The 12,823-nt window shown below is 48.1% G+C and carries 13 protein-coding genes and 2 pseudogenes; 7 read left to right on the top strand and 8 right to left on the bottom strand.

The genetic code is table 11. The features are described from left to right. Window positions 1–185: 185 nt before the first annotated feature. From flhC to ACTU3N_RS03980, 6 genes are all read right to left on the bottom strand, one after another. A complete protein-coding gene (gene flhC / locus ACTU3N_RS04005) occupies window positions 186–758 on the bottom strand; it encodes a flagellar transcriptional regulator FlhC (RefSeq protein ID WP_443084846.1) in 573 nt (190 codons plus the stop codon). Continuing rightward, a complete protein-coding gene (flhD, locus tag ACTU3N_RS04000) occupies window positions 758–1,105 on the bottom strand; it encodes a flagellar transcriptional regulator FlhD (RefSeq protein WP_443084845.1) in 348 nt (115 codons plus the stop codon). The genes flhC and flhD overlap by 1 nt, the downstream gene beginning before the upstream one ends. Before the next feature lie 524 nt (window positions 1,106–1,629). Beyond that, window positions 1,630–2,277: a hypothetical protein gene (locus tag ACTU3N_RS03995; RefSeq protein WP_443084844.1), complete on the bottom strand. Its 648-nt coding sequence runs from the start codon at window positions 2,275–2,277 to the stop codon at window positions 1,630–1,632. Further along, window positions 2,264–2,821, bottom strand: coding sequence for a sigma-70 family RNA polymerase sigma factor (locus tag ACTU3N_RS03990; RefSeq protein ID WP_443084843.1), 558 nt, complete (start codon window positions 2,819–2,821; stop codon window positions 2,264–2,266). Before ACTU3N_RS03990 ends, ACTU3N_RS03995 begins: the two co-directional genes overlap by 14 nt. A 5-nt stretch (window positions 2,822–2,826) precedes the next feature. Continuing rightward, entirely contained in the window at window positions 2,827–4,047 is a 1,221-nt protein-coding gene (locus tag ACTU3N_RS03985) for a protein-disulfide reductase DsbD family protein (RefSeq protein ID WP_443084842.1), read from the bottom strand. Window positions 4,048–4,082: 35 nt separating this feature from the next. Next, on the bottom strand, window positions 4,083–4,640 hold the full coding sequence (locus tag ACTU3N_RS03980; RefSeq protein WP_443084841.1) for a peroxiredoxin: 558 nt from the start codon (window positions 4,638–4,640) through the stop codon (window positions 4,083–4,085). A gap of 369 nt (window positions 4,641–5,009) precedes the next feature. Between ACTU3N_RS03980 and ACTU3N_RS03975 the strand changes: the two genes are divergently transcribed. From ACTU3N_RS03975 to ACTU3N_RS03965, 3 genes are all read left to right on the top strand, one after another. Further along, on the top strand, window positions 5,010–6,098 hold the full coding sequence (locus tag ACTU3N_RS03975; RefSeq protein WP_443084840.1) for an ABC transporter substrate-binding protein: 1,089 nt from the start codon (window positions 5,010–5,012) through the stop codon (window positions 6,096–6,098). A 92-nt stretch (window positions 6,099–6,190) separates the two neighbouring features. Beyond that, window positions 6,191–7,960, top strand: coding sequence for an ABC transporter permease (locus ACTU3N_RS03970; RefSeq protein ID WP_443084839.1), 1,770 nt, complete (start codon window positions 6,191–6,193; stop codon window positions 7,958–7,960). Further along, window positions 7,953–9,020 carry an ABC transporter ATP-binding protein gene (locus ACTU3N_RS03965; protein ID WP_443084837.1) on the top strand — a complete coding sequence of 356 codons (1,068 nt, stop codon included), beginning with the start codon at window positions 7,953–7,955 and terminating at the stop codon, window positions 9,018–9,020. Before ACTU3N_RS03970 ends, ACTU3N_RS03965 begins: the two co-directional genes overlap by 8 nt. A 465-nt stretch (window positions 9,021–9,485) precedes the next feature. Here ACTU3N_RS03965 and ACTU3N_RS03960 read toward each other — a convergent pair whose 3' ends face one another. Continuing rightward, a complete protein-coding gene (locus ACTU3N_RS03960) occupies window positions 9,486–9,953 on the bottom strand; it encodes a hypothetical protein (RefSeq protein ID WP_443084836.1) in 468 nt (155 codons plus the stop codon). A 537-nt stretch (window positions 9,954–10,490) separates the two neighbouring features. On the opposite strand from ACTU3N_RS03960, the gene ACTU3N_RS03955 reads away from it, so the two are divergent. Both ACTU3N_RS03955 and ACTU3N_RS03950 read left to right on the top strand, forming a co-directional pair. Further along, window positions 10,491–11,066: a hypothetical protein gene (locus ACTU3N_RS03955; protein ID WP_443084835.1), complete on the top strand. Its 576-nt coding sequence runs from the start codon at window positions 10,491–10,493 to the stop codon at window positions 11,064–11,066. Between the two features lie 32 nt (window positions 11,067–11,098). Further along, the gene (locus tag ACTU3N_RS03950) at window positions 11,099–11,293 is read left to right on the top strand and encodes a hypothetical protein (RefSeq protein ID WP_443084834.1); all 195 of its coding nucleotides are present in this window, start codon (window positions 11,099–11,101) and stop codon (window positions 11,291–11,293) included. Window positions 11,294–11,363: 70 nt separating this feature from the next. On the opposite strand, the gene ACTU3N_RS03945 is transcribed toward ACTU3N_RS03950, so the two are convergent. Beyond that, the gene (locus tag ACTU3N_RS03945; RefSeq protein WP_443084833.1) at window positions 11,364–11,846 is read right to left on the bottom strand and encodes a hypothetical protein; all 483 of its coding nucleotides are present in this window, start codon (window positions 11,844–11,846) and stop codon (window positions 11,364–11,366) included. A 209-nt stretch (window positions 11,847–12,055) separates the two neighbouring features. Here ACTU3N_RS03945 and ACTU3N_RS03940 point away from each other — a divergent pair. Both ACTU3N_RS03940 and ACTU3N_RS03935 read left to right on the top strand, forming a co-directional pair. Then, window positions 12,056–12,169 (top strand): annotated as a pseudogene (locus tag ACTU3N_RS03940) (IS3 family transposase); the annotation flags it as partial. 189 nt (window positions 12,170–12,358) lie between these two features. Then, window positions 12,359–12,823: pseudogene (locus tag ACTU3N_RS03935) on the top strand (transposase); the annotation flags it as partial.

The following is a 12,823-nucleotide window of genomic DNA, read 5'->3' as shown; positions in this document are numbered from 1 at the left end:
GATCTGCTCAACAACGGCTATTTTAAAGGATAGAGGATAATCGCGTTGGGTGCGTTTGAACTCAGTCATCATCACGTTCTCCGGGTTTGAGTCAGGAATGTGTCAACGCTATTCAGGACGGGTCACCGGAAATAAAAAAGCCTCTCAGTGACGAGAGGCTTTGTACTTTTAACAGGCTATAAAAGTTATTGCAGCGCAGATGAAGTAGCAAAAGGAACGTTAATCGCAGGCGTCTTTTTCATCGCACGCGAAGGGGGAACGCATAAACTACAGGTAAAACCGTTAAACATATGTTCCGGCGTGGTAATAAAACGCCCGCCACACACTTCACATTCCGTTTGTTTTAACATGCCGCCATCCACAAAACGCAACAGCGTCCATGCGCGGGTTAAGCCGAGAACCGGTTTCTTTCCGGGTTCAACCGGGCTGTGTTCCAGATAAATACGAAACGCTTTAATCATCAACTCAATAGAACGTTTCTTTTCAACTTTCTGCAAATAGCTAAAAATATTATAAAAGATAGATGAGTGAATATTTTGTTCCCACGCCATATACCAGTCAGCTGAAAAGGGCAGCATACCTTTAGGCGGAGAACAGCCCTTCAGCTCTTTATAAAGCTTAAGCAATCTTCTGCGGCTGAGGTTGGTTTCACTTTCCAGAACCTGCATGCGCGCGCCGAAAGAGATTAACTCCATGGCTATCTGAGCATCCTTGATTTCAGACATAATGCTTTTTTCAGACATCATATTATCGTCCATCAATTAGCTCCATGTGCTTCGTTAGACAAAGAGTTAAGCAGGTTGCTTGACAGAATAATGCCGGTATGGAGGCGTTGAAGCGCATCGATACGCGAGTCTTTCGTCAGGCACTCAATCACCATTTCATCATCAATACGTAACCGGCAAATAAGCTGACCCGTAGAGGACATTTTGATAAGTTGAGGTAAGGATAAACCTTTGAGTGTTTCCAGCGTGGCATCGTTTAAGCCAAGGCGGAAACCTGCAGCAATTTTATCTTCACGGATCATACTCTGCGCCAGTAACAAATAGGACAGATTCAAATCCTGGATAGTCTGCATTTGGTCATCAAAGTTTTTTACATTCATTGCGTTGCTCCTGTGAAGGTGAAATGTTAATTCACATTCACTGTTATTTAACAAGAAATATGCGAGCAACCACTTTTTTCGATAAAATAAAATAACTTTAAATATTACTTTTTGATAAATCTACTGTTTTATTGTGCAGGTGATGTTTTTTATCCTGCTTAAAAATTATCTTCTAAGGATTTCCTGAAGACGAGGCGAATTCTACACAAAAGATTTCAGGCAAACAATAGAATTAACGCGAGAAACGTATTCAGTTTGTAATATAGTAAAATTTACGACCTGGAAGATTATACGAATTCAATAAGTTATTTCACGGGGTAATAATAAAAATTTTTTTTAAATGAAGGTGCATAGATGACTTAATTTTATAGGGCTGTTTTCCTATCTGATTAATTCTATTGAAGAAGTGAACGCCTGCCATAAGGCAGGCAAAACGTAAATAATATATAGCTGGCTAATTTAATTGGCGTCTTTAACGCTTTTTTTAGTTAATTTAAAATAACTAAAAATTAAATATCCGGCGCTTATTTATTATTAACCGGTAAAGATACCCATTTATAACCTGCCATCAACATAATGCCGACAATAGAGGCTACTGCCGCGAGATGCATTACCAAATCCGCGATGCTGATATGTGTAGGATGGCAAAGCGACAGAAGTGTCAGCGCCATACAGGCCACGCCAGCCCCTGCCGCGGCTAAACTGCGCGCCGGAAACAGCGTCCGGGTTCGGCGCAGATAAACCATCATGATAGCCATCATCGGCACGCTGACGACCATCATAAACAGATAGCAGTTGGGGCCATCCGGGGGAGTAGCTAGCGGGGTATCATGATGCAGATGCAGGCTGGCAAGTGTGGCGGCAAACCAGAGGCTTCCCGCCAGCGCAAACCATTTTCCGCTTAGCGGGCGGCGACCGGCAATACTGAGCAGAAAAGCATTTCTGATTGCCAGGGTTCCGGTAATAAAAGTCAGCAGTAGCTGGCACAGTACCCATATTGTGCCGCTGGCTGACCAGTCCGTCAGCGTGCGTTGCAATAGTAAACCAGTGGCGGCACCGCAGGGGAGCGCTATTGCAACCCAGGTGAGTACCCGCATACCTGGCTTCCAGGGGCGTTTTACCGTCCCGGCTGAGCGGCTTAATTTTTCAATCAACAGATCATGACTGGTCATGATGTGCTCCTGACCGACGAAGATTAGTAAGTGCGCGATGCAGCAACGACTTAACGGCGGAAACCGTCAGGTTATAGCGCGTCGCGGTTTCCGACAGGCTCATCTCATGCAGATGAACGTGCTCAATAATTTGCCGTTGGCGCGGCGGTAACTGGTTTAACAGCACAGAAAGCTCTTCTTGCGCATGGTGTGTCTCCGTGTACGTGTCTGGTGACGGCACGTCAAATACCTCGCCGTTTTCCACTTCCCGTAGACGGTAACGCCCGCGCTTACGCAGCGCATCAATCGTACGGGCGCTGGTGATGGCCATCAGCCAGGGCAAAAAAGGCGAGGCGGGATCGTAAGTATGGCGAACCCGATGCAGGGTAAGCAGCACGTCCTGAATCACATCTTCTGTCAGCACATCATCGCTAATCTGCTTACGTACCAGCGAGCGGATCACGGGTACGAGGGCTTTAAGCAGACGAGTGTAGGCCTGTTGATCGCCAGCTTGCGCCAGCACCATTAACTGCGGCCATTGCTCACGTGCCTTGCTGATATCCATGTCGCTTATGTTTTCTTACTGCTGGCCTGCGCCAGGGCGTTAATCACAATGGAAGGGGTTAAGACCTGCGGCAAAATTTTGGGGGCGCTGCCATCCGCCGGATAAACGACGTACAGCGGCAGGCTTCCCTGGCCAAGCTCATTAAGCGCGTCATCAATATCTGCATTAAATTTCGTGGAATCGGCAACCATATAAAGTGTTTGCGTTTTCGCCAGCGCCGCTTTTACCGCCTGAGTCGACAGGGATGTCCGTTCGTTCACCTGGCAAGTAATGCACCAGGAAGCGGTGAAATTTACAAAGATGGCTTTCCCGTGACCGCGGTTATCCGCCAGCGTCTGAGGTGTCCATTTTACTTGTGCAACGTTCTCGTCGGGCAGTGCTTCGCCACGCGTAACAACACCGGGCAACGGTGCTATCGCCGCCAGAACAAGCACGGCGGTGGCGAGGTGCAGCACTTTATGTGACTGACCCGCCAGGCGACGACGCTGCGCCATACCATACAGCCAGGCGGCAAAACTCAGCACCACAGAAGCGGCAATGATTGCCGCCAGCGCTGCCGTACCCGCCTGCTGAGCCAGTACCCACACCAGCCAGCCGAATGCAGCGAACATCGGAAAAGCCAGGCCTCGTTTAAGCGTGTTCATCCATGCACCAGGGCGCGGCAGCCAGTTGCCCAGCGCCGGGAACAGGGAGAGCAGGCTAAAAGGCGCGGCAAAACCGAGTGCGAGGGAAAAGAAAATCACCAGTGCGACGGCGGGCGGTTGCACCAGCGCATAGCCGATGGCGCCCGCCATAAACGGTGCGGCGCAGGGGGTTGCAACGATAATCGCCAGCGCGCCGGTCAACGCCGCGCGCGCAAAAGCACCGCGTTCCAGCGAGATTTCCCCGGCACGCTGTAACGAAAGCCCGACTTCAAACACGCCGAGCAGGTTAAGCGCTGCGCTGAGGATAATCAGCGCGAGAAAAGCAATCACCAGCGGCGACTGGAGCTGGAAACCCCAACCCACGGCACTGCCTCCGGCGCGCAAAGCCAGCAATATGCCCGCCAGCAACATCATGGTTACAAGCGTGCCGAGCAAAAAACCGAGACCCTCTTTGCGGGTTTGCGCAGCGCTTTGTGTATGACGAATAAGTCCCAACGCTTTGAGCGAAATAATAGGAAATACACAAGGCATAAAATTCAGGATAATGCCGCCTGCAAAGGCGGCGAGCATGGCGGTCAGCATATTAATTCCTGATGGATAGGGTTGTTAACAGCGCATCATGAGTGCGCGTTGGCGTACTGTTTTACGGCTTCCATCGTTTTCTGAATATGTGATTCCGGGTTCCTGTCAGTGTAGCTCAGCAAGATTTTGCCGTCTGGCGCAATCACGTAGGACGTCCTGTCTGAGAGGGTTTTTCCTTTCATCTCCATGACTGTTTCATAAAGCGCGGCGACTTTTGCCCCAGGATCGGCGGCAACTGTGAACTTGTCGCGGCATTCAAGCTTCGAGAATTCATCAACCTGATCGACATTGCCAGCGGTCACGCCAACCACGCTGGCACCGAGTTTTTTAAAATCATCGGTGGCTTCGGCAAACGCATGGGCTTCGATGGTGCAACCTTTACTGAACGCGGCGGGGAAGAAATAGAGCACTACCGGGCCTTTTTGCAGCGCCTGCTGTAAGGAGAACGTTAATGGTTTACCCGCCAGCGCTCCCTGCAACTGAAAATCCGGGGCTTTTGCGCCGGTGGGAAGTGCGGCAAAGGCGTGCGAGGCAGATAAGCTAAGCAGTGCGGCTGAAGTCAGGCTAAGAAATATTTTTTTCATCGGGGTCATGGTGCGCTCCACAGTGGTTAGGTTTGTTAACGCTCATACACAGTTCGCTGCGGCGACGAGAAAGGTTTCGCCCGCTTAAAAAAATTTTTATATCTCGCGAGTGAATAATGTGACGCCACCACCTGTTTTATTATTCCTCTCTTACCCGGCATTTCAGCGGCTACTGAGCGTTAATGCTTCACTACTGCACGAACAATAAACCTGATTTTCGACATGTAGACGGCTCTCACAATGCACGCGCTGCAGGGTATTTTATTTAAGCGCATCAATGTCACAAAAGCTGGAAAAAACAATCTGTCGCGTTGCAACAGGCGGATGACACGCTATATGTTAATTTTATGTTTAAATTTTCTGGCAAGGGGTTTTTAAATGAATAAAAAAATAAACATTCTGAGCGTCATGATGGCGGCTCTCTTTTCCGGCAGCGTGCTGGCAGAGCTTCCTCAGGGTTATCCGGCTGAATATCAAAAGGTGGTTGATGCCGGGATCAAAGAGGGCAAAGTTATTATCTACTCCACAACGGATACTAAAGCGGCGGGTCCGTTAATTAAAGGTTTTGAAGCACAATATCCGGGCATTAAAGTTGAATATAACGACATGAACAGTACAGAATTGTACAACCGTTATCTCAGCGAGCAGGCCTCTGGCGGTGGAAGCGGCGATGTTATCTGGAGCTCTTCTATGGACACCGCGTTAAAACTGGCGAAGGATTATGCTGAAGAATATATTTCACCGGAGCTGGATAAGTTACCAAAATGGGCGGTATGGCAACAAAAAGCTTACGGAACAACCTACGAGCCGGTGGTGTTTATTTATAATAAACGGCTGATCCCACAAGAAGATGTGCCGGATTCCCATGCGGCGCTGGCTAAATTAGTCGCCAGCCAGACGGATAAATTTAAAAATAAAGTCACCACCTACGATATCGAAAAATCAGGCGTGGGTTTTATGCTGGCCGTGGAAGACAGTAAACACGATAAAAACTATTTCAAAACGCTCAGCGATATTGCTAAAGGCAGGCTGACGGTACAGTCCTCCACCGGCACGATGATGGAGCGTGTTTCGTCCGGCGAAAACCTGGTTGGCTATAATATTCTCGGTTCCTATGCCGAGGCGCGGGCGAAAGGGGATAATTCTCTTGGCATCGCCTGGCCGAAAGATTATGCGCTGGTGCTGTCCCGCGTCTCTTTTATTAGCGCACAAGCCGAGCACAGTAATGCGGCGAAATTATGGTTCGACTATCTGTTGTCGGAAAAGGGGCAGAGCATCCTGGCTAACCAGTCAGATATTCCGTCATTGCGTAATGACATCGAAGGCAAAAATGATGTCGAAGGGATGACTAAATTACTTGGCGATGCGCTAAAACCGATCCCGGTAGATGAAACGCTGCTGGAATATCTGGAACCGAAAAAGCGTCTGGAATTTATTAAACAGTGGCGCGCTGCTGCGGCCAAATAATCTCTGTCACGGTTGCGAAACTGTTATGCACAGGGACGCAACCTTTTTCTCACCCGGCAGGTTTTGTGGACTATCGACCAAAGGGATGAACCATGAATAGAGTGCGCAGAAAGTGGCAAAGCTTGCCGCGTGGCGTCGTTGTATTAATTACCGCGCTGGTTATCTATATCCCACTGCTTTTTATTGTGGTGCAAAGCTTCCTCTCAGCCCCTTTTTTTGTTCGCTCGAAAACACTGAGTCTGGAAGCATTTGAATTTATTTTTACCGATCCTGATTTTTGGCTGGCGTTACAATCGGGTTTTATTCTGGCATTTGGCCTGGTGATTATTGCTATCCCTCTGGGCGGGGTGCTGGCTTTTTTAATGGTGAGGACAGATTTACCCGGACGCAGGTTTATTGAACCGCTGATCCTGGTGCCGATATTTGTCTCGCCAATGGTACTCGGTTTCGGCTACGTAGTTGCCGCCGGGCCGGTGGGTTTTTTCTCGCGCTGGGCGGAGCAGCTTTTAGGGTTTGTTCCCTGGAATATCTACTCGATGTTCAGCATTGTCGTTATCGCCGGGCTAACCCATGTGCCGCACGCCTATTTGTATATCTCTTCTGCGCTGCGCAGCGTCGGTTCCGATGTGGAAGAGGCGGCGCGCACGGTGGGCGCTTCACCCTTACAGGTCATGACGGCGGTCAGCCTGCCGATGGTGCGTCCTTCTGTTTTGTACGCCTGTGTATTGCTATTTTTCCTCGGGCTGGAAGTGTTCGGTTTGATGCTGGTACTTGGCGACCCCGAAGGCAACATGGTCCTCGCTACTTATCTTTATAAACTCACCAATAAGCTCGGCACGCCTTCCTATCATCTGATGGCGGCGGTGGCGGTGGTGTTGATTTGCATTACGGTACCGCTGGTGATGTTGCAGCGTCGTCTGATGCGCACCGCGAATCGTTTTGTCACGATGAAAGGCAAAGCCTCGCAGGCGCGCGCATTGCCGCTTGGCAAGTGGCGCTGGGTTGCCGGTTTTGTTGTGCTGGCCTGGCTTACGGTGACTATCGGCGTGCCGCTGCTTGGCGTTGTGCTGCGGGCATTTATTTCTAACTGGGGCGTCGGCGTATCGTTGTGGGATGAGGTTTCGCTAAATACCTTCCGCAATATCTGGCAGCAGCCCAATCTATTGCGCGCAATCGTCAACTCGATGGCAATCGGGGTTTTTGGCGGTGCGCTGGCCGTGGCGTGTTATCTGTTTGTCGGGATTGCCATGCACCGTAAACATGACAATGTGACGCGTTTTCTCGATTACAGCGTACTGGTGCCCCGTGCGGTACCAGGGTTGCTGGCCGGTCTGGCATTTTTGTGGGTGTTCTTGTTTTTACCGATGTGGCTGGATCAATCGCTGAAAAATGGCTGGCTTTCGTCGCTGCCGGTCGCGGAGTGGCTGCGGGAAAACCTGATAGTCTGGCTGCGCTCGCTGCGTAATACGATTTTCAGCGTCTGGCTGGCTTATACCGTGGTATGGATGGCTTACGGGCTGCGGCTTATTTCCTCAACGCTATTGCAGGTCGGGCCTGAGCTTGAAGAGGCGGCACGCAGTAGCGGCGCCACGCGCGGGCAAATTACTCGCCATGTGACGGTTCCGCTGGCGCGTTATGGCCTGATAGGTTCCTGGCTACTGATGTTTTTGATTTTTGAGCGAGAGTATTCAACCGGTGTCTATCTGCTCTCTCCGGGGACTGAAACGATCGGCTCGATGCTGGTGTCGCTGTGGGCGACGGGCGCTATTGATATTGTCGCGGCGCTCTCTTTTATCAATATTCTTCTGGTGGTCATTGGTCTTGGTGTGGCCCTGCGTTTTGGAGTGAAATTACATGATTGAGCTATCGGTAGAAGACCTGCATTTGACCTATGGTGATAACCCGGTGTTGAAAGGCGTTTCGATGGAGCTCAAAAGAGGAGAGGTTGTGTCGTTGCTCGGCCCGTCCGGGAGCGGGAAAACCACTTTGCTGCGCGCCGTTGCAGGCCTGGAAAAACCGACCCAGGGGCGGATAACCATCGGTAACAGTCTTGTTTTCGATGGCAATCCGCGTAGTGAGATCCCGGCAGAAGAGCGCAATTTGGGGCTGGTTTTCCAGTCATATGCGCTCTGGCCGCATAAAACGGTTTTTGAAAATGTGGCTTACCCGCTTAAGTTGCGAAAAGTCCCCCAGTCAGAGTTACAGCAGCGGACGCAAACTGTGTTGGATCAGCTTGGTCTTGGGCATCTTGGCAAGCGCCATCCGCACCAGCTATCTGGCGGGCAACAGCAGCGCGTCGCCATTGGTCGGGCGTTGGTCTATAACCCCCCGGTTATCCTGCTGGATGAACCTTTGTCTAACCTGGATGCGAAACTGCGGGAAGAGGCGCGGGTATTTTTACGCGAACTGATTGTAAATCTTGGGCTTTCAGCATTGATGGTCACGCACGATCAGAACGAAGCGATGGCGATTTCCGACAGAATTTTGCTGCTTAATAATGGCGTGATTGAACAACAGGGCACCCCGCAAGAGATGTACGGCGCGCCGAAAACGCGTTTTACCGCTGAGTTTATGGGCAGTAACAACCGACTGGATGGCAAGGTGACCAGGATTGTCGATGGGAAAGCGCGCATAGAGGGGGCGCATTGGTCGTTGTGGGGTATTGCAGGCCCGGGCGTGAGCGAAGGGCAGCCAGCAACGGCGATTGCGCGGGTTGAAAGCCTGCGTCTGGCCGATTCCATGCAGGAAAACTCCATCGAATTGCCGCTATTAACCACGATGTATCTGGGTGATCGCTGGGAGTATCTCTTCCGTACTGTTGACGACGATTTTGTGGTGCGGGTCTACGGCGCGCAGCAACGCGCACAGCAGCACTATCACGTTGTTTTACCCGCTGAGCAAGTATGGATATTTCAGCGATAAATATAACACGCGCATTGAGGATGTTTTTATCAATGCGCATGGCGTTGAAGCTTAGACAAATCCTGCCTGAGCGCTTCTGTTCGGTGAGTCGGGCATGAGTGCCTGCTCGGTTTGATGCTTTAGGCTGGCGGAGTCTGAATAATTTATGCAACTTGATGAAATTTAAAAGCTTTATCTAATTCAGCTTTAAAGTGTACACCTAACTTGTACCAATTATGGAATGTCATATCGAAAGTCGCATGATGAGTTTGTTACTTTTTGACCATATCAGAATGATGCAAGTCACTCAGCCGGTAGAGAAAATTCTTTTTCTCATTTAACTGTGTATATTGTTTATAATGCTTTTTATTTATTATTAATCAATAAGATAAATAATGGTGAGTAAGTAAAGAGTGTATAGTTGACTCTTCACATTAGATCAATGCCTGCACCTATAGAACGCTCAGCGCTTTGGTGAAAATAGCGTCAGCGCGCTTTTTCAGGCGCAGGGGTAGCCGAAATTGTCATATATTTTTTCAGTCCAGCCTCTCGTTTCACCCCCTTTGGATCGGAACCAAAAGGAAACCTTAAGCGAGGCGAATCGGCGATCTTAATTGTCCAGAGAGAATCACCAATGAATCTGAATGTGATGCTATCTGTTGTCACAGATAAGTCCTCAAAACTTCCCGTCGCGTACTCATTACCCAAATGCACGATCTCTTTAACTCCATCGTTAACATCGATAAGGGCAATGGTCAGTGATTCCTCGAAAATAACGTCATCCGTCAGAAAAAGTATATATCGCTGGTCACTAACCTGAACCGTTGCTTCCAGAACCTGCCCCGGTACAGTTATGCCTGTGCTATTACCACTAAGCACAACGTCAGACTGAGCCTGGGATAAATCGGTAGCTTCGCGAACCTTCACCAAAGATATTGAATTAACCTGTTGCATAATCAATTCCACAAACGACCCATTTCCCACGCGGCGAGAGCACCGCCGACGAACCCACCAATAAGTACGCAAACAGGAGCGCCTCATCAGGATAGCGCAGCCACACACGGATAAATAAATGTGTCGCAGACAAAAACGGCACTACACCACACCCGGCTGCGGGTTTTGGATCGAAAAAATTTTTCAGTTTTGTTTTTCTACAAACCAGACCGCTAGCCCGCGCCAGTGCTGGTGGCTTGTGGGAAAACTCAAACTGAAGAGATTGAAAAGAATTTCAGTATTTTTCAGTTTTTTAAATCGTGAAAGGAACTCTTTAAAATTATATTCTTATGTTTTTAAATGAATTTTTATACTTTCCGTTATCGGGATGGATCTAATTCGGGCATGTGAGCGGTGCTATAAAAATGCGCCATTCTCAGAAATAACAATGCTTGTGGGAAAGTTAACAAATTTGGCCGAACTGAAAAATTCTGATTGGAAAATAGAGGGCAGGTTGATTACCCTTTGTTCTACAACTCGTTAACGTGAAGGAATTATATGGACATTTCGCAGATAGCCTATGGGATAGCCGATAGCTTATCCAGCCTTCCAAGAGGGTTTGGCTTGGGCGTTGTTCGAACCTGGGAAGGTACTGGCATTGGTGATCGTCGGGAAAAATATCGCAACGAAGAAGAAAACGAACGGTTTTTTAGAATGATAAAGGGGATGGGGAACCCGGAAACACCCTTAAGACGATTGATAACGATAATAATTAACGACTTTTATCAAAAGCTTGGACCAAAGGGCAAAGAAGTGATTGAAAACAAACTGCTTTATGGTGGTGGCGCTATCGCCGGTAAAGTTGGAGGGCAAATAGCCATTGCACAGACAGGCGCGGCAATCATTATTCGCAAGGTTGTTGCTGAAAAAGTCTATCGACACTTTATCAGGTTCACATCTTCGGCCAGTCTGAACATCATCATGATTCAGGGACTCATTGAGGAGGCTGCTCGCGCCTCGCGGCGGATGAGCAGGGAATATCCTTTTATGTATATGAAAGTGCAGCGTGAAGACCTTGATATGATTTATTTTTTTAGTCGAAAAAGAGATGGAACCCTACCTGATGTTTATTAAGGGACATCCAATGACCTGCAAGGGAGTGGAGAATGAACTCTGCAAAATCATTTCTGGTTAAATTAACCTCACATGTGCTTGAGGGAACCATCACATTTCTTTCTGTCCTTCTTGCCATGGGGTCTCTTTACTGGTTTGAAAATGGCTGGGCAAAGTTTGCTGGAACGGTTGGTTTTTTAATCGCTGGTTATGTCATTACTTATTGGATTGCCAAAATGAGAGATTAATCGGTGTTATCCAGCCGCTGAGGCATTTGTGTGGCGCAGAGTATAAGCTATTTGTAGTGAGGTGTTTCAGTTAGAGCTCCAACCGGAACACCTCGAGCATTCGCTGTAAGAGATATGTCTCTATTGGTTTAGGGGATTTTATTTTTTTCATAACTATAAAAATTATTTCGTTATCTTTTCGTATATATTCTTGTTGCATTGGTTCAAATGGCGATTCTTTTGATATTTCCAATGCCAGCTTGCAAAGCAGCCCAAAAACTTTAAGCGCATATTCTAGACAATCATATTTTCCACGCTCTTGCATTGATATGCGAGATAACCTTTCAACTTGCTCAATGTATTTATTGAAATCATTTTTCTTACAGCGCTCACTGTAAAGTTGATCTGGGTTTGCAGGTAAGGGAAAACGCACGGAAGGAAGAGTTTTGTTATCAGCAATAGGAATCGCTTCATGAATTTCATATAGACGATGGCTAGCTATATTTATTGGTGCGGAATGTATTACTAAGTCCCGATAATGACCCAATTCAAAAAGCCATCCACCGATACTCATTTCTTTTTTTAAGTAAGCTTCGATTTTTGTAGGATTAGTTAATTTATTTAATACTTGTTTTAATAGCCCACCTGCAGTTGTGATCTCTTGCCCTTCTTTTTTGTGGGAGCCATTTTTTGAGAAGTAATATATATATTCACATAAATTATCCCGCAGAATTCCAGCGTCAAATAGGAAAGAATGAAATTCTTGATATACTAAATCTGTATATCNTTGATTACATCGAAATGTTTTATAACAGTAAGCGTCGGCATGGTTCGAGTGATCAGATGCCACCGACGGAATATGAAAATCAATATTATCAACGGCTCGGAAGTGTCTAGATTATCCGTGGCGATTCATTTAAGTCTCTCAAGGAGCATAGTATTGCCCTTATTACATTGGGTCATTAACTTGTAGAGCAATGATCGCTGGAAAGCAACGTCCGCTCCTGGTGTAACCATCCCGCATAATGGTGCCATTCACTTTTAGAGATCTTCCGGCATACTGAGACTGCCTCAAAGGAGATCGCTATGCGTAAAGCCCGTTTCACTGAACACCAGATCATCGCCGTCCTGAAGTCCGTTGAAGCAGGCAGAACGGTGAAAGATGTCTGCCGGGAAGCCGCAATTTCAGAAGCCAGTTACTACAACTGGAAAGCTAAGTACGGTGGTATGGAAGCCAGTGATATTAAAAAGATCAAAGATCTGGAAGACGAGAACCGCCGTCTTAAGCAGATGTTTGCCGATCTGAGTCTTGAGTGTCGGGCACTGAAGGACGTGATCGAAAAAAAACTTTAAAGCCTGCAGTGAAGCGGGAGCTGGCCACGTATATGGTCCAGACATTTTCATTGAGCGTCCGTCAGGCCTGACGGGTGCTGTCGCTGAGCCGCACGGTGTATCACTATCGCCCGGACTTACAACGTGATGAACCTGTTATCCGTGCGCTTCAACAGGCGGCTGAGCGTTATCCGCGCTATGGCTTCAGCAAGCTGTTCC

The sequence above is a fragment of the Vagococcus sp. WN89Y genome (assembly GCF_052220145.1).
Classification (GTDB): domain Bacteria; phylum Pseudomonadota; class Gammaproteobacteria; order Enterobacterales; family Enterobacteriaceae; genus Kosakonia.
This window is presented reverse-complemented; position numbering and strand designations above follow the sequence as displayed.

What these genes read in the sequence shown, in the direction of transcription:
- flhC (WP_443084846.1), bottom strand. Translation starts at nt 758, where the DNA reads ATGGACGATAATATGATGTCTGAAAAAAGCATTATGTCTGAAATCAAG.
- flhD (WP_443084845.1), bottom strand. Translation starts at nt 1,105, where the DNA reads ATGAATGTAAAAAACTTTGATGACCAAATGCAGACTATCCAGGATTTG.
- ACTU3N_RS03995 (WP_443084844.1), bottom strand. Translation starts at nt 2,277, where the DNA reads ATGACCAGTCATGATCTGTTGATTGAAAAATTAAGCCGCTCAGCCGGG.
- ACTU3N_RS03990 (WP_443084843.1), bottom strand. Translation starts at nt 2,821, where the DNA reads ATGGATATCAGCAAGGCACGTGAGCAATGGCCGCAGTTAATGGTGCTG.
- ACTU3N_RS03985 (WP_443084842.1), bottom strand. Translation starts at nt 4,047, where the DNA reads ATGCTGACCGCCATGCTCGCCGCCTTTGCAGGCGGCATTATCCTGAAT.
- ACTU3N_RS03980 (WP_443084841.1), bottom strand. Translation starts at nt 4,640, where the DNA reads ATGACCCCGATGAAAAAAATATTTCTTAGCCTGACTTCAGCCGCACTG.
- ACTU3N_RS03975 (WP_443084840.1), top strand. Translation starts at nt 5,010, where the DNA reads ATGAATAAAAAAATAAACATTCTGAGCGTCATGATGGCGGCTCTCTTT.
- ACTU3N_RS03970 (WP_443084839.1), top strand. Translation starts at nt 6,191, where the DNA reads ATGAATAGAGTGCGCAGAAAGTGGCAAAGCTTGCCGCGTGGCGTCGTT.
- ACTU3N_RS03965 (WP_443084837.1), top strand. Translation starts at nt 7,953, where the DNA reads ATGATTGAGCTATCGGTAGAAGACCTGCATTTGACCTATGGTGATAAC.
- ACTU3N_RS03960 (WP_443084836.1), bottom strand. Translation starts at nt 9,953, where the DNA reads ATGCAACAGGTTAATTCAATATCTTTGGTGAAGGTTCGCGAAGCTACC.
- ACTU3N_RS03955 (WP_443084835.1), top strand. Translation starts at nt 10,491, where the DNA reads ATGGACATTTCGCAGATAGCCTATGGGATAGCCGATAGCTTATCCAGC.
- ACTU3N_RS03950 (WP_443084834.1), top strand. Translation starts at nt 11,099, where the DNA reads ATGAACTCTGCAAAATCATTTCTGGTTAAATTAACCTCACATGTGCTT.
- ACTU3N_RS03945 (WP_443084833.1), bottom strand. Translation starts at nt 11,846, where the DNA reads ATGAGTATCGGTGGATGGCTTTTTGAATTGGGTCATTATCGGGACTTA.